The 15,892-nt window shown below is 72.5% G+C and carries 16 protein-coding genes; 8 read left to right on the top strand and 8 right to left on the bottom strand.

Features of this window, described 5'->3' with window-relative positions; all coding sequences use genetic code 11:
• Nucleotides 1–95: 95 nt before the first annotated feature.
• Entirely contained in the window at nt 96–2,363 is a 2,268-nt protein-coding gene (locus tag AB0N03_RS36725) for a helicase-associated domain-containing protein (protein WP_364381885.1), read from the bottom strand.
• 14 nt (nt 2,364–2,377) lie between these two features.
• Nucleotides 2,378–3,136, bottom strand: coding sequence for an excalibur calcium-binding domain-containing protein (locus AB0N03_RS36730; RefSeq protein ID WP_364381888.1), 759 nt, complete (start codon nt 3,134–3,136; stop codon nt 2,378–2,380).
• A 192-nt stretch (nt 3,137–3,328) separates the two neighbouring features.
• Between AB0N03_RS36730 and AB0N03_RS36735 the strand changes: the two genes are divergently transcribed.
• On the top strand, nt 3,329–4,720 hold the full coding sequence (locus AB0N03_RS36735; protein WP_364381891.1) for an exonuclease domain-containing protein: 1,392 nt from the start codon (nt 3,329–3,331) through the stop codon (nt 4,718–4,720).
• Between the two features lie 70 nt (nt 4,721–4,790).
• Nucleotides 4,791–5,129, top strand: coding sequence for a DUF3024 domain-containing protein (locus AB0N03_RS36740; protein ID WP_364381894.1), 339 nt, complete (start codon nt 4,791–4,793; stop codon nt 5,127–5,129).
• Here the strand turns inward: AB0N03_RS36740 and AB0N03_RS36745 are convergent.
• Entirely contained in the window at nt 5,126–5,449 is a 324-nt protein-coding gene (locus AB0N03_RS36745; protein ID WP_364381897.1) for a nucleotide pyrophosphohydrolase, read from the bottom strand. The two genes, AB0N03_RS36740 and AB0N03_RS36745, sit on opposite strands and share 4 nt — an antisense overlap.
• 133 nt (nt 5,450–5,582) lie before the next feature.
• On the opposite strand from AB0N03_RS36745, the gene AB0N03_RS36750 reads away from it, so the two are divergent.
• The 3 genes from AB0N03_RS36750 to AB0N03_RS36760 all read left to right on the top strand — a co-directional run bounded on the left by AB0N03_RS36750 (nt 5,583) and on the right by AB0N03_RS36760 (nt 9,618).
• The gene (locus AB0N03_RS36750; RefSeq protein WP_364381900.1) at nt 5,583–6,503 is read left to right on the top strand and encodes a nitrate- and nitrite sensing domain-containing protein; all 921 of its coding nucleotides are present in this window, start codon (nt 5,583–5,585) and stop codon (nt 6,501–6,503) included.
• An 88-nt stretch (nt 6,504–6,591) separates the two neighbouring features.
• Nucleotides 6,592–7,917, top strand: coding sequence for a hypothetical protein (locus tag AB0N03_RS36755; RefSeq protein ID WP_364381902.1), 1,326 nt, complete (start codon nt 6,592–6,594; stop codon nt 7,915–7,917).
• A 189-nt stretch (nt 7,918–8,106) separates the two neighbouring features.
• Nucleotides 8,107–9,618, top strand: a complete 1,512-nt coding sequence (locus AB0N03_RS36760; protein WP_364381905.1) for a hypothetical protein — start codon at nt 8,107–8,109, stop codon at nt 9,616–9,618.
• A 31-nt stretch (nt 9,619–9,649) separates the two neighbouring features.
• Here AB0N03_RS36760 and AB0N03_RS36765 read toward each other — a convergent pair whose 3' ends face one another.
• The 3 genes from AB0N03_RS36765 to AB0N03_RS36775 form a co-directional block, all read right to left on the bottom strand.
• On the bottom strand, nt 9,650–9,838 hold the full coding sequence (locus tag AB0N03_RS36765; RefSeq protein WP_364381908.1) for a hypothetical protein: 189 nt from the start codon (nt 9,836–9,838) through the stop codon (nt 9,650–9,652).
• Between the two features lie 229 nt (nt 9,839–10,067).
• On the bottom strand, nt 10,068–11,000 hold the full coding sequence (gene coaA, locus AB0N03_RS36770; RefSeq protein WP_364381911.1) for a type I pantothenate kinase: 933 nt from the start codon (nt 10,998–11,000) through the stop codon (nt 10,068–10,070).
• A gap of 113 nt (nt 11,001–11,113) precedes the next feature.
• On the bottom strand, nt 11,114–11,728 hold the full coding sequence (locus tag AB0N03_RS36775; protein WP_364381914.1) for a macro domain-containing protein: 615 nt from the start codon (nt 11,726–11,728) through the stop codon (nt 11,114–11,116).
• 98 nt (nt 11,729–11,826) lie between these two features.
• Here AB0N03_RS36775 and pheA point away from each other — a divergent pair, with 98 nt between their 5' ends.
• The 3 genes from pheA (at nt 11,827) to AB0N03_RS36790 (ending at nt 14,110) form a co-directional block, all read left to right on the top strand.
• Nucleotides 11,827–12,735 (top strand): prephenate dehydratase, encoded by a 909-nt coding sequence (gene pheA / locus AB0N03_RS36780; RefSeq protein ID WP_364381917.1) that lies wholly within the window; start codon nt 11,827–11,829, stop codon nt 12,733–12,735.
• The gene (locus AB0N03_RS36785; protein ID WP_364381920.1) at nt 12,732–13,349 is read left to right on the top strand and encodes a histidine phosphatase family protein; all 618 of its coding nucleotides are present in this window, start codon (nt 12,732–12,734) and stop codon (nt 13,347–13,349) included. Before pheA ends, AB0N03_RS36785 begins: the two co-directional genes overlap by 4 nt.
• 113 nt (nt 13,350–13,462) lie before the next feature.
• A complete protein-coding gene (locus tag AB0N03_RS36790) occupies nt 13,463–14,110 on the top strand; it encodes a DUF4232 domain-containing protein (protein WP_364382157.1) in 648 nt (215 codons plus the stop codon).
• Here AB0N03_RS36790 and AB0N03_RS36795 read toward each other — a convergent pair.
• Nucleotides 14,107–14,589, bottom strand: a complete 483-nt coding sequence (locus AB0N03_RS36795) for a hypothetical protein (protein ID WP_364381923.1) — start codon at nt 14,587–14,589, stop codon at nt 14,107–14,109. The two genes, AB0N03_RS36790 and AB0N03_RS36795, sit on opposite strands and share 4 nt — an antisense overlap.
• Nucleotides 14,590–14,627: 38 nt before the next feature.
• Nucleotides 14,628–15,872 carry an MFS transporter gene (locus tag AB0N03_RS36800; RefSeq protein WP_364381926.1) on the bottom strand — a complete coding sequence of 415 codons (1,245 nt, stop codon included), beginning with the start codon at nt 15,870–15,872 and terminating at the stop codon, nt 14,628–14,630.
• Nucleotides 15,873–15,892: the final 20 nt, after the last annotated feature.

A 15,892-nucleotide genomic window follows, 5' to 3' on the forward strand; every position in this document is an offset into this window, starting at 1 on the left:
CGCGATCCGCTCATGCACCCGGTCCAGCTGATCCATCACCACATCGACCACCACCAGGATGATCTACCACACGCCACCCGACTGCCGTTGCAGTACTAACCCAGGTCGATCCGCGCCAGCTCGAGCCGGCGGTACGCGCGGTCATCGAGCGACCAGACGTCCAGGACGTCGCCGTCGAGCTCCGGGTACGCGATCACGAGCCGGGCGGGACCGTCGTCCGCCCGGTAGACGACGTCCGCCGGGATCCCGGCTTCGAGCTGCCAGCAGAGTTGTTGCTGCTTCGGCGTGAGACGTCCGGAGTAGCGGTCGCTCATCGCCCGCGCGACCTGCCCGCGCAGCAGGTTCGGGCCGCTCGCGGGCGCCGCGAGCAGTCGTTCGGCGTGATCGAGGGGAGAGGGTGGCCGGTCACCGGGGCCGGCGTCGCGGACGGCGACCCGGGGCGCGGCCGCTTCGGCTTCGCGGGCGGGCAGCACGATGCTGCCGTCGGCGGCGTGGTGGGTCGGCGCGTAGCCGGCTCCGCGCAACGCGGCGAGCGTGCCGGCAGCGTCCACTGTGGACGTCAGGACGGTCGGCGCCACCGAGCGCAGGCCGAGCTTCGCGAGCTTGCGGTGCGCGGCCAGCTCGGCGAGCAGCGCGGGTTCGCCCACGACGACGCTCGCGACGTCCAGTACCCGCGCCTCACCGTGGCGCCGCGCGACGTCGTTGACCAGGTACACCAGCGGTTGCGGCAGCTCGCCCGCGGCGATCGCGCCCAGCTCATCGAGGAGCCCGGCCGCCGTGGCGCCCTGGTCGAACGCCCGCCGGACGCTCGCGGGGGAGAACCGCCAGCTGGTCGCGGTGCCCTGGGCCTCCCGGTCGGCGACGCGGTCGAGCGAAGCGGCGAGCCGGGCGTCCGGGGAGCCGGGCACGATCGCGGTCAGGTCGGTGCCGAACAACGCCGTCGTGCGCGCGCGGGCGACCAGCTCGTCGGTGACTTCGACGAGCCCGTCTTCCTCGAGGAGGGCGCGGCCGGTTGCGGTGACGGCGCCGTGCGCGACGACGCCGAGGAGTTCGGCCGCGTCGAGTGCGTCCCGGACGTAACCGGCGAAGTCCTCGGTCGCCAGCATCGGCGCGTGCCACGCGGCGAGGCGGGTCAGCGCGTCGGCGTCGACGATCGCGGCGCCGGGCTCGAGCCGCGCCAGCAGCCGCACGACCAGGCGTCGCACCAGCGCGTCGACGTCGGTCCCGTACTCCGGCGGCGCCGGCTCCCACCAGGTCGTCAGCAGGAGCCGGTAGAGCAGCGCCGGCGCGGGCCGGGCGAGGCCGGGGTCCAGCGCCAGCGTGGGCGGCGACGCCTTCTGGCCGCGGCGCGGCGCCGGCGGCTCGTCGGCCAGCAGCAGCCCGGCCTGCGCCGCGAGGTCGATGGCCAGCTCGATCTCCGCGGGCGTCCCGCCGGTGTCCTTGGCGAGCTTCTTGACGAGGCGAGCGCCGATCGTGCCGTCCTTGAGCAGCGGGAGCGGCTCCGCGCCGGCGCGGTCCAGGACGGCCGAGACGCGGTCGAGCAGCCGCAGCGCGGCGGCCGACGAGGTGGCCTCGGCCGGCTCGGCGCCGACGTGCGTGACGGCGTACTCGGGTTCGTCGGGCGTGAACGGCAGCTGGTGCTCCGGGCCGCGCAGGGCGAGCGACACCTCGATCGGCATGACCGCGCTGCCGTAGTAGGTGCCGAACAGGAAACCGTGGTCGAACGCCCAGCCCTCCGCGGTGTGGAAGGGCAGCACCACGCCTTCGGCCTCGGGGACGCCGTCGGCCATGTCCTGCAGCAGTTTCCGCGTCGGCTCGGGAGCGGTGCGGAACAGCTCGCGCACGCGGTCGCCGTCGCGGAAGAAGTGGACGAGTTCCTTCAGGCCTTCGGGCAGTCCGAGGGTTCGGGACAGGTGCGCCGCGCGGCTCCGGCCGATCTCCCCGAGCAGTTCGGCGACGGGGAGACCGAGGCCTTCGTCGCTGAAGTTCGCCTTGTGCAGGAGTCCCGGGAGCCGGATGCCGTCGGGGTCGTGCCACAGCAGGGCCCGTTCGGCGAGTTCGTCCACAAAGGACTCGACCGTTGCGGGTGCCGCGTCGAGGAGCTTCGCGACTTCGCCGATGGGGGTCGGCCGCCGCCCGAGCGCGTGACAAAGCTGGACGGCGCTCAAGACCTGCGCTTGGGGCGAGGACAACCCGAGCACGGCATCTTCCACGGACTGCACAGAGGCAAGCCGGGCCGCGACGACGTCGAGCCGCCGCGGCCACGGTTCCTGCAGCACGTCCGGCCGGTGCGCCAGCACTTTCGCCAGCTCTTTACGGCTCAGGGCGGCGAGCCTGCCGAGCAGGTCGTCGGCGGTGGTCATCGGTCCAGGTTAGATCACCGTTCGCAGGCCACGCCGTCGCCGTCGCGATCGAGCGCGGCCCGGTAGCCGGGCTCGCCGCGGTGCAGCGGTGCGGCTCCGGCGGCCTTCGCGGCCGTGCAGTTCTTGTAGTACGCGGCGGAATCGGGTTCTGGGGTGGGTTCCGCTTCGGTGGTCTGCACGGGTGGGGCCGCCTTCGTGACCGGCGGTTCCGGGGTCGGCGTCGGCGTGGGTGTCGGTGCCGGGACGTCGATGGTCCCGTTGCACGGCGGTCCCCACAGCCCGCCGGCCGCCTGCTTCGCCGCGCTCTCGGCGGCCGCGAGCGCGGGCAACGCGGCGTCCGTCGCGTACTTGAGATAACCCCGTTGAATCGCGAGGGCCGCGTAGTCTTCGCCGCCGGCCAACGTCACGGCGATGCCGTGCGCCGTTTCCGCGCCGAGCGTCACGGCTTTGCCGGAAAGCGTCGTGGTGGCCCAGGCGAGCGATTCCGCCGAGTAGCACCCGGTGGTGACGACCGGTGGTGTGACGCCGAGGACGTGCACCGTTTTACTGGTGCCGTCACTGCCGTTCACCACCACGGTCGCTCCGTCCGTCACGGTCCCGATCGTGTAGGTGACGGGAGCCGGAGCCGCGCTGCTCGCCGTGGTCGCCGGGGGTGCCGGAGATGCGACGGCCGCGGGCTTCGGCTCCGGCGCCTTCCCGAAGATCGCGCCCAGCACGAACAGGACGGCGAAAGCGGCCAAGACGATCTTCAGCCAGTTCGGAAGGCGTTTCATCCCGGATTCCTCGTTCCTCGAACGCGACGTGCCGACGGTGTACTCGGGAAAACTCCCGCCCTTGTTACGCAGGGGCTCGTGATCGCCCATCAGTCGTTATCGGACGGATTGTTGCCGTCACGATCGCGTCACGAACCACGGCCGCGCGCCGAAAAGCTGTCACAAGACGCCGCGGGGAAACGACCAGCGGACGTGATCGAATCCCTCTCGCTGCTCGGCGCGGGCGGCTACCCCGCGCACGGAATCGACTTCACCGCGGTGGACGTCCGCACGACCGGGCTGCGCCCCGGCCGGGTGGTCGAGGTCGCCGCGGTGCGGGTCCACGCCGACGGCTCGATCGTGGGTGAGCTGACGACGCTGGTGGATCCCGGAGCCGGGCTGCCGCCCGGTCCGGCGCTCGTGCACGGCATCACGCGCGGCGAACTCGACGACGCGCCGTCGTTCGGCGAGGTGCTGGGGCCGCTGCTCGATCTGTGCGCGGGCAGTGTGATCGTGGCCCACGACCTGGCGTCCGTCACGGCCTTCCTCGACTCCGAGGTCAAGTTCCTCGGCGTCCGGATGCCCGTGCTGCCGGGCGTCTCGACGTTGCCGGCCGCGCGGTCGGTCGTGCGGCTGCCCAACTACCGGCTCGCCACCGTGGCCCACGCGCTGGGCGTGTCCACGCGGCCCGGCCAGTCGGCGCTGTCCGGCGCGAGGACCGTCGCCCAGCTCGTCACCGGCATGTTCGGGCGGTACGGGTTCACGTTCGCGTCGCCACCGGTCTTTCCCGGTCTGCCGCGGTTCGCCGGCGGCCGGCTGCTCCCGCGCGCCGAGGCGTTGCCGGCCGAGCCGGGGTGGATGGCCGAGGCGCTCGAGCGGATCGCCGCCGGCCGGAGCGGGGACGCTTACCTGGACCTGCTCGCCGAGGTCGTCTCGGACCAGCACCTGTCGCGGGAAGAGGTGGCCGCCTTGGCCGCGTCGGCGACCGAGGCGGGGCTGTCCGACGCGCAGGTGCGGGCGACGCACGAGCAGCTCGTGACGGCCCTGCGGGAGATCGCGGAACGCGACGGCGTCGTGACCGCCGCGGAGGCGCACGAGCTGCGCCAGGTGGCGACGGCGCTCGGCGTCACGGGCGCCGGCGACCTGCGCCCGGTCGCGGGCGGCAAGCCGGCCCGGGTGCTGGTGCTCGGCACGACGGTGGCGGCGGACCGCATGCGGGCGCGGGTGCTCGCCGAGGGCGTCCAGCTGGCCAAGAAGCTGACCGCGAGCGTCACGCACCTCGTGGTCGACGCCACGACGCCGGCCGACGAGCCCCGGCTGGCCCGCGCCGCCGAGCTGGGCGCCGAAGTGCTCGACGTCCGCACCGCACCGGTGGCGCTCGGCTTCGAGCCACCGCCGGCACCACGGGCCGCGTCCGCCGCGTCCGGTCGCCTGGCGAAGGTGGTCGGCGGCCGGATCCTGATGGGCGCCGGGCTGCTGCTGATGGTCATCGTCGTGCTCGCGATGTTCGCCGGCTCACCACTGGCGGCGGGCATCTTCCTGGCGGCGCTGGGGGTCGGCGCGCTGCTCGGCGGGTGGCGGATCGCCGAGCCCGCGCCGCGGTGACCGGAAGCGGACGACGGCCGGGCCCGGGGCCGGGGAGGCGGGCGCCCGCGGGCTCGGGTTCACTGTGACCATGGCGGGAATTCCGGAACTCGCGCTCCGGCAGATCGAACGGTGGTGCTCGCGACGCGTCCCCGAGCACCTGCACGACCAAGTTCGTGTCGAGTGCCGGACCCGGGGCCGGGCGGTCACCATCGTCGAATGCCGCGCGCCGTGGTCGCCGCAGGCCGGGCCCGAGTGGACCGAACAGAAGATCGCGCAGCTCCGGCTCGACGAGTTCGGGATCTGGTCGGTGCGCTGGTCCGATCGGAACGGGCGGTGGCTGACCTACCCGGACGCTCCCGTCGCGAGCACGCCGACCCCGCTGCTCGCCGAGGTCGAGCGCAACCCGGACGGGATCTTCTGGGGCTAGCTCGCGTCCGGGGGCGGGAACCGGAGCTCGTTGCGGTCGATCTTCGCGTGGGCCGCGGCCGTCAGGTCCACGCCCAGGCGGTCGGCCAGCTGGAGCAGGTACAGCGTGACGTCCGCGATCTCGTCCAGGACGTTCGCTTCCAGCGCGGGATCCTCGCGCCACGCGTCCGACTCCGCCGGCGTCAGCCACTGGAACAGCGAGGTCAGCTCGCCGACCTCGCCGGACAACGCCATCACGAGGTTCTTCGGGGTGTGGTAGGGCTCCCAGGCGCGGGCCGCCGCGAAGCCGCGGAGGCGCTGGGTCACGTCGTCGAAGGTCACCCGGTGATTGTCCTCGGTGGTCACGGTGCGCTAACGGCCGTATGGCGGACCGGCGTTGACCGGTGAATCTCTCACTCAATAGGTTGAACTTCGTCGGGATGCCTGCGGGGCTCAAAGCACGGAAAGGCACGCCTTGAAGTACCTGCGATCCGTCCGCGGCCGCATGCTGTGCATCGCGTTCGTGCCCGGTGGCGCGCTCGTCGTCGTCGCCGTCGTGATCGCGTTCTTCCTGGTCCACCAAGCGAACCGGACGTGCGACAGCGCCATGGACACGGCCGGCGCGGCGGGGCGGACCGCCCGCGCCGTCGTCGCCCTGCAGGGCCAGCGCAGCGAAGCGATGTCCGTGCCCGACCAACGGACCGCCGCGTACGCGAATTTCACCCAGCGGATCGATACCGCCATCGCCGGCCTCCGCGACAACGCCCGCCACGCGCCCGACGCCGAATCCGGGTACCAGCAGACCACCGCCGTCGAGCTGCTTTCCGTCGCCGAAGGCATGGATCGCTCCGATTCCCTCGCCCTGGCGGGGATCGACGGCGTGACGCGGCGGCCGTTCGCCGAGGCCGTGGCCGCTTACCGGGCCCAGCTGGACCGGATCGCCCCGCAGCTCACCGAAAGTGGCCGTATCGCGTACGAATCGCTCACCCGCAGCGCCGATTGGAGCAGGCTGGCGGCCGTCGAGGACGCGTTCGCGGCCGGCGAGCCGTTGCCCGTCCCCGAATCCACGTGGCGCGGCTCCGCCTACACCGTCTCCCGGCAGCTCGGCCTCCTGTACTCGCAGCAAAGCCAGTACGCCGTGCAGCTCACCCTCGACGACGGCCGCCGCACGCTCGCCGCCGCGATCGCCGCGAGCTCGGCCCTGCTGCTGTGCGCCGCGCTCCTGCTCGTCGTCGTGCGCCGGCTCGTCGCGCGGGTGCCCGTGCCGGTCGTGCCGATCATGGTGCCGACGATGCGGGCCGCGATCCCCCGGCCCCGGCACACACGGTCACGACGGCCGCGGATGCCGGAACCGTGGCCGATGAAAGCCGTGCTCGACGACTTGCGGCGCCCATGAAACCGTCACGCAAAGTCAAGGATTACGCCGAAAAGAGCACGCGGTTGGCCCACACGCGCGCTTGCCGGGCTCGGGCAGACTGGTCCGCGTGAGTCCCCCCTCGGATCTCCGCCCTTACCTGCGCACTTTGGACGCGGAGACGCTGGCGGACCTGCTGCACGCCCAGGCTGAGCGTGACCCTGAGTTGTGGCATTCCCTCGAATTGCGCGCCGCCACCCAATCCGGTGACGTCAGCGAGGCGCACCGGCTGCTCGACACCGCGGTGACCGACGGGAACGGCGAGTACACCGCGAAAGTCGGCGCGGTCCTCGACACGCTGCGGCGGATGCTCGACGCGGGCAGCCGCGCCGACCTGGCCCCGCTGGCCCGCCGGACGGTCGACGACATCAGCGAGGTGCTCGAGCAGTCCGGCGACCACGCCGGCGACCTCGGCGACCGGCTGGACCGCGCCGTGGAGCTGTACGCCCGCGCGTGCGCCGCCCGGCCGCCGGACCCGGAGAAGCTGGCCGACTGGATCCTCGAGGTCGAGTTCGACGGCCCGGGCCGCCCGTCGATCGACCTCGCCGGCTTCGCGACGGCGCTGGGCGAAACCGGCCTGCGCCGGATCAAGTCCACTGTGGACGACGTACTGACGGCGAGCGGGCCCGGCCACCGCCGGGACGTCGCCGAACGACTGCGGGAACAGCTGGCCGAGGTCCTCGGCGACGTCGACGAGCTGGTCGCGATCCTGTCCGCCAAGCCGCCGCGCCGCGACGTCAGCCTCAAGATCGTCCGGGTGCTGCGGGCCGCCGGGCGGCACAGCGAGGCCATCGCGCACGCCGCCCGCGCGCTCACCCACGACAAGAACCCGCCGCCGCCCGGACCCGAGGACGAAACCTCCCGCCGTCGCAAGGCGTTCGACGCCGGGCCGGACCGCGAGACGTTCGCCGCGCTGCGCGAAGCCGCGACCGCCGACGGGAAGTGGACGACGCAGCGCCGGGCCGCGCTGGCCCGCCTGCGCGAGCTGGCCGCCGAGAGCGTCGGGCACGCCGACGAGCTGGCCCGCGTCCTGCTCGACGACGGCCGTCCCGACGAAGCCTGGCGCGCGTGCGTGCGGTTCGGGGCGTCGCCGGAGCTGAAGCTCGAACTGGCCGAGCAGCGGGCCGCGGAGCACCCGGCCGAGCCGATCCCGGTCTTCCGCGAGCACGTCGAGGAGCTCATCGAGCGCAAGGACCCGGAGGCCTACCGCGAAGCCGCGCGCCGGCTGAAGCTGTTGCGCACCTTGCACAAGCGCGCCGAAACCCCGGACGAATTCACCGCTTACCTCGCGACGTTGGTGGAAACCCACCGCCGGAAAACCCGGCTGATCACGGAAATCCGGACCGCGCGCATTGCTTTGCCCAAAGCCGTAACCCCTCCGCGCGCACCTCGTTGACGGAGGTGAACCGGTGTTTCACGTGCACCGGGACAGCGAAGTTCCGCCAAGGCGGTCACCTCCTTGGCCAGCGATGTCGCGGTGGTCCTGTTCCGCCGTCCGGCTCGGCGCCTCCCCGTCGAGCACGCGGCGGGACCCGCGCCAGGGCCACCGCGACCGTCTCGCTCAAACGCATGGAAGCATGAGCGCATGTCTCCGGTCAGCCGCGCCCGCAAGAAAGCCCCGCAGCCCGTCACCCACAGCGTGACCGGCTTGTTCAAGGACGTCCTGAACGACTTCTCGGCGCTGGGCGCCGACCCCGCGCCGGTGGACGTCGAGCTGCTCGCCTCCGAGGTCCTCGGCCAGTTCCACGACGTGCCCCTCGAAGAAGGCGACGAGCCGCTCGGCCTCGAGCTGATCGCGTTCGCGCAGCGCAAGATCACCCCGGCCGCCGCCGCGCTGCTGGCCGCGCTGAAGGTCGTCGCGGAGACCGACGTCGAGCGCAAGGCCGCCGAAGACGGGCTGCAGGTCGTCCTCGGCCGCGGCATCCCCGCGCCGGCCTGGGCCGCGGACCTGGGCCAGGTCACCGCCGGCGAGTGCTGGCGGACCGGTGACGTCTACGGCGACGAGTCGTCCCTGCTCTGCGTCTTCGGCCACGGCGACCAGGCGCACGGCCTGCTCGCGCTGCTCGACTTCACCGAGGGCGGCCGCGTGCGGGACCTCGTCGTGATCGAGCAGCCCGGCGAGGTCCTCGCCGAGATGCGGGCGCAGGCCGACGCCGACCCGGAGCTGGTCGTGGCGGAGGCCGTCGACCCGGCCGAAGCGCACCGCCTGCTCTCGGACGGCCTCGACGCCACCGATCACCTCGACGAAGCCGACGTCAGCGAGGACTACGCGCGCTTCCACGCGATCGCGCTGACGTGGTCCCGCGCACTGCCGGAACCCGCGCTCGTCCCCGAGGTCGCCGAGTGGTCCGACGCCGAGCGGGCCGCCGTCGTCGAGCAGTTCGTGACGGCGAGCGGTGAGGACGCCGGCGCCGCGCGCGCGATCGGGCGCCTGCTGCTGGAGCACGGCCTGGCCACCGACCCCGCGAACCCGCTGCGCGTCGGGCCGGAGAAGATCGCGCGGTTCCTCGAAGGGCTGCTCGGCGAGGAGCTCGAGCTCGACGCCGACCACGAGGAGGCCGTGGAGCCGGTCGTGCTGGCCTGGGTGCAGTGGACGGGGGAGCGGGCCGGGCTCACCGAGACGGCGATCGCCGCGCTCGACGAGGCCGTCGCCGACTACCTGAGCGAGTACGCCGACGAAGACGACTCACCGCTGGAGCGCTACTTCGGCGACGTCGGCGACCTGTCGCCGACCGAGCTGGCGGACGCGCTGGAACGCCGGATGTTCGCGGTGCCGTCGCTGACCACGGAGATCGAGGACGAAGAGGTCGACCTCGATCCCACCGACCCCGACCAGCGCCGGGCGCTCGTCATCGCCGAGGCCGACGAGGACGAGGAAGAGCAGCGGCTGGTGCTGCGCGCGACGATCGTCGACCAGCTGTGGGACGACGAGCCCGCCGAAGCCTGGCTGGCCGTGCAGCGCCTGCAGGAGGGCGAACTCGACCGCGACGAGGTCTTCGAGCAGCTGATCGACGCGCTGGAAGGCACCCTGCTGGAGTCCGAAACGCTCGAATACGACGCCGATGGCTACCTCGAGGCACTCGCCGAGCTGGGCTGATTCAGGGGAGCGGGCCCGCCGGTTCGATCGGCTACCCGGGATTTCGGGGGTTCCGGGTGGCGAAGCCCCCGGCCCGGGGCGAAGCCCCGGAGGTCACAGTCTTGCGACGGCGCTCCTGCAGCCTGTCGTCGAAGTCCACGGCGAACGTTCCGGCGGCCATCGCGACCAGCAGGGCCAGACCGAGCACCGCACCGACCCACGTGAGGATCATCGTGAACATCGTGGGCCTCCTCCCCAGCTCAGAGTCGTTTTCCTGACTCCTTCAGGGTCGCTTTCGCGGGAGGCGCCCGGTATCGGCCAACCGGTTACGGCAGCTCGGCCGATCGGCCGGGTTCCGGCGCGGAGAGTCGCGGGCGTGCAACAACGAGTGCCCGGACGTTCGCCCAGCGTGGAAATGAGTCGCATGTGGGTGACGGGCCGCGTCACCGATCCGACGAATCCGGCCGGCGTCAGAGCTTGCGCAGGCGGACCCGGTTGATGGTGTGGTCGGCGTCCTTGCGCAGCACCAGCGTGGCCCGTGGGCGGGTCGGCTTGATGTTCTCCATCAGGTTCGGCTCGTTGATCGAGCGCCACAGGTGCCGCGCTTCGGCGCGGGCCTCGTCGTCGGGCAGGCCGGCGAAGTGGTGGAAGTGCGACGCCGGGTCGGCGAACGCCGTGTGCCGCAGCTCGAGGAACCGCTCGATGTACCAGCGCTGGATGTCGTCGGTGTGCGCGTCGACGTAGATCGAGAAGTCGAAGAGGTCGGACACCATCAGCCGCGGGCCCGGCTGCAGCACGTTCAGGCCCTCGAGGATGAGGATGTCCGGCTGCTGCACCACCTGCTCCTGGCCCGGCAGGATGTCGTAGGCCAGGTGCGAGTACACCGGCGCGGTGACGCGCTCGGCCCCCGACTTCACCTCGGTGACGAACCGCAGCAGCGCGCGGCGGTCGTAGCTCTCGGGGAAGCCCTTGCGGTGCATGATGCCGCGCCGCATCAGCTCGGCGCGCGGGTGCAGGAAGCCGTCGGTGGTGACCAGGTCGACGCGGGGGTGGTCCGGCCAGCGGGCGAGCAGCGTGCGCAGGATGCGGGCGGTGGTCGACTTGCCGACCGCCACGCTCCCGGCGATGCCGATCACGTACGGGACCTTCGTGCCGCGGGAGTCGTCACCGAGGAACGTCGTGGTCGCTTCGTAGAGCCGCTGGCGCGCGGCGACCTGCAGGTTGATCAGGCGGGACAGCGGGAGGTAGACGTCGGCCACCTCGGCCAGGTCGACCTGCTCGCCGAGCCCGCGCAGCCGCAGCAGCTCGGCCGCGGTCAGCGGCAACGGCGTCGAACTTCGCAGTTCTTTCCACTGTTCCCGGTGCAGCTCGACATACGGGCTGAGTTCGCGGACCCGGGTCATCGCATACTCCTCCGGCCGTCGCCTGCACTGGCGGACGTTCACCTGCGTGATTAACGGTAGGGCTTACGGCCGGTGAACGCGCTGTGATGTAGTCCACGCCGGGTTTCGGTTGATCACCGCGAGTTACGGAAGACCTCGTCCCACGCCGCCGCGACCTGACGCGCGCACGTCGCGGGGTCGACGCCGCCGACGCCCGTGCCGAGGCCGGGCATCGCGATCGTGTCGACGAACTCCCGCACCGGGCCCTGGTCGAGCCGGCCGTCGCGCCACTGCAGGAACACCGCGCGCGCCGCGAGGTAGGGGTGCACGGTGTCGGCGGGCAGCCGCTCGCCGGGCTCGCGCATGGTCGGCGCGCTGATCAGCCACGCCGGCTCGGCCTCGCCGGTCGGGACGATCACGGATTCGCCGATCGGCAGTTCACCGCCGTGAAATGCCAAAACGGCACTTCGGACGCTCTGCTCCACGCCGGGGAACGCCCGCGCGTAGACGGCGTCGATGCCCCCGCGCATCCAGCCGTAGGAGTTGGCCGGGCTGACCACGGCCTGGGCGACGACGTCGAGCACCGACCCGCGGTGCACCCGGACCCGGCCCGCCACCGCTTTCGCGGCGGACGTCCAGGCGGTGGCGAGTGGTTCATCGACGGCGCACAGCACCAGCTCCGGTGTGCGAGGGGAGACCGGCGGGTGCGTGCCCTCACGGCCGGTGTGCGTGCCCGAGTCGGCGGTCACGTCCCTAGCATCGCAAAAAAAGCCACCCGGCGTAACCGGTTCTGGTACCGGCTGTCCGAGTGAAAGTCACCACGGTGCTGACCCGTAACCTGGGTGTTGTGTCACGGATCGCATACTTCGGCCCCCAGGGGACCTTCACCGAACAGGCCGCGCGGGCCCTCGCCGGCGGCGAAGAACTGATTCCGGTCGAGACCGTCCGGCTGGCGATGACGGCCGTCCGCAAGGGCGAGGCGGACGCCGCGTGCGTCCCCATCGAGAACTCGGTCGAGGGCGTGGTGCCCACCACGCTCGACGCGCTCAGCGAGTCGACCCCGCTGGTCGCCGTCGCCGAACACATCCTGCCGATCCACTTCAGCGTGCTGACGCGCCGCGGCGGCGGGGACATCAAGACCGTCGCCAGCCACCCGCACGCGCTCGCCCAGGTCCGCGAGTGGCTGGAAGCGAACCTGCCGGACGCCCACCCGGTGGCGTCTTCGTCGACGTCGGCGGCCGCGGTCGGCGTGCTCGAGGGGCAGTTCGACGCCGCGGTCTGCGCGCCGGTCGCCGTCGAGCACTACGACCTCGAGGTGCTGGCCACCGAGGTCGGCGACGTCAGCGACGCCGCGACGCGGTTCCTGCTGGTCCGCCCGCCGGGTGAGCTGCCAGAGCCGACGGGCGCCGACCGGACGTCCGTCGTCGCCGCGGCCGTGAACCGCACCGGCACGCTCGCCGAGCTGCTCACCGCGCTGGCCGACCGCGGGATCAACCTCACCCGGCTCGACGCCCGCCCGACGCGCAACAACTTCGGCGAGTACCGCTTCTTCATCGACTTCGAGGGCCACGTGGCCGAGCCGCGGATCCTCGACGCGCTGACGGCGTTGCGCCGGCACTGCCGCAACCTGCGGTTCCTCGGTTCGCACCCGCGTGCCGACGGGACGCGCACCACGATCGAGCCCGGAGCCGGCAACGACGACTTCGTCGACGCCGCCGTGTGGGCCGACGCGGTTCGCAAGGGGGACCTGGCGTGAGGCTGCTGCTCATCCGCCACGGTCAGACCGACGGGAACGTCCGCGGCGCGCTCGACACCACCCTGCCCGGCCCGCCGCTGACCGAGCTCGGCCACACCCAGGCCGCCGACCTCGCGTTCCGGCTGTCGGAGGAGCCGATCGTCGCGGTCTACGCGTCGCAGGCCACCCGCGCGCAGCAGACCGCGGCGCCGCTGGCCGCCCAGTTCTCGCTGGAGGTGCAGGTCGTCGACGGTGTCCACGAAGTCGTCGCGGGTGACCTCGAAGGGGCGACCGACCACGAGTCGATCCGCACCTACATGGAGACGGTGCGGCGGTGGACGCTCGGCGAGCTGACGCCGTCGCTGCCCGGCGGCGAGAGCGGCACGAGCGTGCGCACCCGCATGCTCGACGCGGTCGGCCGGCTGCGCGCCAAGCACGAGCAGGCCGACCCGGACGGGGTGATCGCGCTGGTCAGCCACGGTGGGGCGATCCGGCTGTCCGCCGAGTGGCTGGCGCCGAACGTCCACGCGGACGTCGCCAACGCGGCGCTGATCCCGAACACCGGCCTGGTGGAGCTGAACGCCCTTCCGGACGGCCAGTGGCGCTGCCTGAGCTGGGTCGACACCCCGCTCTGACCGTCCCGAGTGTGATCCCGTCACGTTTAGAACACTTTTGGTGGGGAATTAACGGTTCGAACAACCTGCCGGAGATCCGTACGTCTACCCAGTAGCACCACACCAGGGAGGCGATTGACATGGTTCGGACGAAGCTCTCACGGTTGCTGCCGGTCGTCGCGGCTTCGGCGGGCGTCCTCGCGCTTTCCGCCTGCGGAAGCGGCGGGACCACGAACGCGGCGAGCAGCTCGACGCCGTCGACCACGGCGTCGCCCACCTCGACCACCGCCACCGCGGCCGAGCCGAGCCCGAGCAGCCCCGCGCCGGCTTCGTCGCCGGCCGCCCAGCCGGTGGACAACGGCCTCTGCAAAGCCGGCGACGTCACGCTGTCGCTCGGCCAGGGCGACGCCGGCGCCGGTTCGACGTTCCGGCCGCTGCTCATCAAGAACGCCAGCTCCAAGCCGTGCGAGATCCAGGGCTTCCCCGGGGTCTCCTACGTGGCGGGCAACGACGGGCACCAGGTCGGCAAGGACGCGTTCCGCGAAGGCACCAAGGGCAACGCGGTGAAGCTGAACCCGGGCCAGACGGCGGTCGCCGACATCCAGTTCGTGAACGTGCAGAACTTCGACTCGGGCACCTGCCAGCCGACCGCGGTGAAGGGCCTGCGCATCTACCTGCCGCAGGAGACGGCGTCGAACTTCGTGCCGACCGACGGGACCGCCTGCGCGAGCACGAAGATCCCCGGCAACCAGCTCTCGGTGAAGACGGTCCACACCTCCTAGAGGCGGCCGCAGATTTCTTGGGCCTGGACCAGGTGCCGCTGGCCGGAGATGTCGTTGAAGTGCAGGCTGAGCACCATGCGGCTGACGCCGTCGATGTGGTCGGCCAGCGGCTGGTAGGCCGCGTTGACCTGGGCGGCGGCCGCGGACAGCTCGCGGGCCGCCGTCATCCGGTGCAGCCGTTCGGGCGTGAGGCCGGGCGTCAGCGACGGCTGCGCGTCCCGGCTCGTGTCCGGCAGCTCGCCGACCCGGTCGAGGGACTGGCACGCGGCCAGCGCGTCGTCGAGCGCGCCCGCGTGCACGCCGGACAGGCCCCACAGCAGCCCGAGCACGCCGCCGCCGAGCACGAACCCGGCGACCGCGCACAGCACGAGCATCCGGCGTGACTGCGGCGGTGCCGCCTTGACCTCCCCGGACTCGGTCGGGGACTCGTCGAAATCGGGCTCGGCGTCGGTGCCGGTGCCCTGGTCCACGGTGCGCATAGCCGCCTCCCACCACCCGGGTGATGAGATATTTCAGCTCACAAACCCGGATCCTGGTGCCGTAGCGCCCCGGCTGAGTCCGATTCGTCATCGAGCGAGGAGCGCCGCAGCGCGACGGAGGCGAACCCGGCGATCACCAGCATCGCCAGCCCGGACACCGCGAACGTGTGCGCCGCGGCGCCGAGCGCCTCGGTCAGCACGCCGCCGAGCAGGGCGCCGAGCGGGATCGCGCCCCAGACGACCGTGCGCCACACCCCGAGCACCCGGCCGAGCAGCTCGCCGGGCACCAGCGTGTGCCGGGCCGTGGCGAGCACGACGTTCACCGCGACCACCGCGGCCGCGAACAGGCCGAACAGCGCCGCGCCCGCCACCGGCGAGCGCACCAGGCCCATCCCGCCGAACCCGGCACCGCAGCAGAGGATCCCGCCGGCCACGACCACGCGCCGGTCGGCCGCGCGCACCAGCCGCGGCGCGACGCCCGCGCCGAGCAGCCCGCCGATGCCGCCGACGAACGCGAAGAGCCCGAAGGTCGCGTCGGACAGGTGGAGGTCGTCGAGCGCGTAGAGCACCAGTTGCGCCTGCGCGAGCTCGCTGACCAGGCTGAGCAGGCCGGCGATGACGACCAGCCGCTTGAGCAGCGCGTTCCCGCGCAGCCAGCGCAGGCCGTCGGCCAGCTCGGTGCGCAGCCGCGTGGGCCGGTGCACCGCGGCCTGGCCGCGGTAAGTGCCGGCGAGGCCGAGCAGGACCGCGGCCGCGATCGCGAAGCCCGCGGAGTTGAGGATGAACGGGAAGGCGGCGAAGAGCGCGAAGGCCAGTCCGCCGAGCGGGCCGCCGAGGAACGTCTGGCCGACGATCTCGCACGCCTGCAGCTTGCTGTTGGCCGCGTCGAGCGAGCCGTCGCCGACGACCGCCGGGACCAGGGCGTTGGCCGCGCTGTCCGCGATCGTTTCGGCGGTCCCGATGACCAGCGCCGTCAGGTAGACCAGCCAGATCGTCATCCCGCCGGTGGCGACGAGCACCGCGAGGGTGCCGACCGCGACGGCGCGGGCGGTGTTGGCGGCGATCATCGCGCGCCGCCGGTCGATCCGGTCGACCAGCGCGCCGGCGACGGCGGCGAACAGCAGCCAGGGCAGGAACTGGGTGGCGGAGAGCCCGGCGATCAGCACCGGATCGCGGGTCAGCGTCGTCGCCAGCAGGGGCAGGGCCACCTTGCCGATGCCGTCGCCCAGGTGGGAGGCGGCGCTCGACGTCAGCAGCCACGTGAGTCTTCGAGCAGGGTTCACCGGAGCCCCCAGCACTCATC

This window comes from Amycolatopsis sp. NPDC051061 (genome assembly GCF_040682935.1).
Lineage (GTDB): Bacteria > Actinomycetota > Actinomycetes > Mycobacteriales > Pseudonocardiaceae > Amycolatopsis.

Bases quoted from the DNA above. Each gene is read 5' to 3' on its own strand.
- AB0N03_RS36725 (WP_364381885.1), bottom strand. From the start codon at position 2,363: ATGACCACCGCCGACGACCTGCTCGGCAGGCTCGCCGCCCTGAGCCGT.
- AB0N03_RS36730 (WP_364381888.1), bottom strand. From the start codon at position 3,136: ATGAAACGCCTTCCGAACTGGCTGAAGATCGTCTTGGCCGCTTTCGCC.
- AB0N03_RS36740 (WP_364381894.1), top strand. From the start codon at position 4,791: ATGGCGGGAATTCCGGAACTCGCGCTCCGGCAGATCGAACGGTGGTGC.
- AB0N03_RS36760 (WP_364381905.1), top strand. From the start codon at position 8,107: ATGTCTCCGGTCAGCCGCGCCCGCAAGAAAGCCCCGCAGCCCGTCACC.
- AB0N03_RS36765 (WP_364381908.1), bottom strand. From the start codon at position 9,838: ATGTTCACGATGATCCTCACGTGGGTCGGTGCGGTGCTCGGTCTGGCC.
- coaA (WP_364381911.1), bottom strand. From the start codon at position 11,000: ATGACCCGGGTCCGCGAACTCAGCCCGTATGTCGAGCTGCACCGGGAA.
- AB0N03_RS36795 (WP_364381923.1), bottom strand. From the start codon at position 14,589: ATGCGCACCGTGGACCAGGGCACCGGCACCGACGCCGAGCCCGATTTC.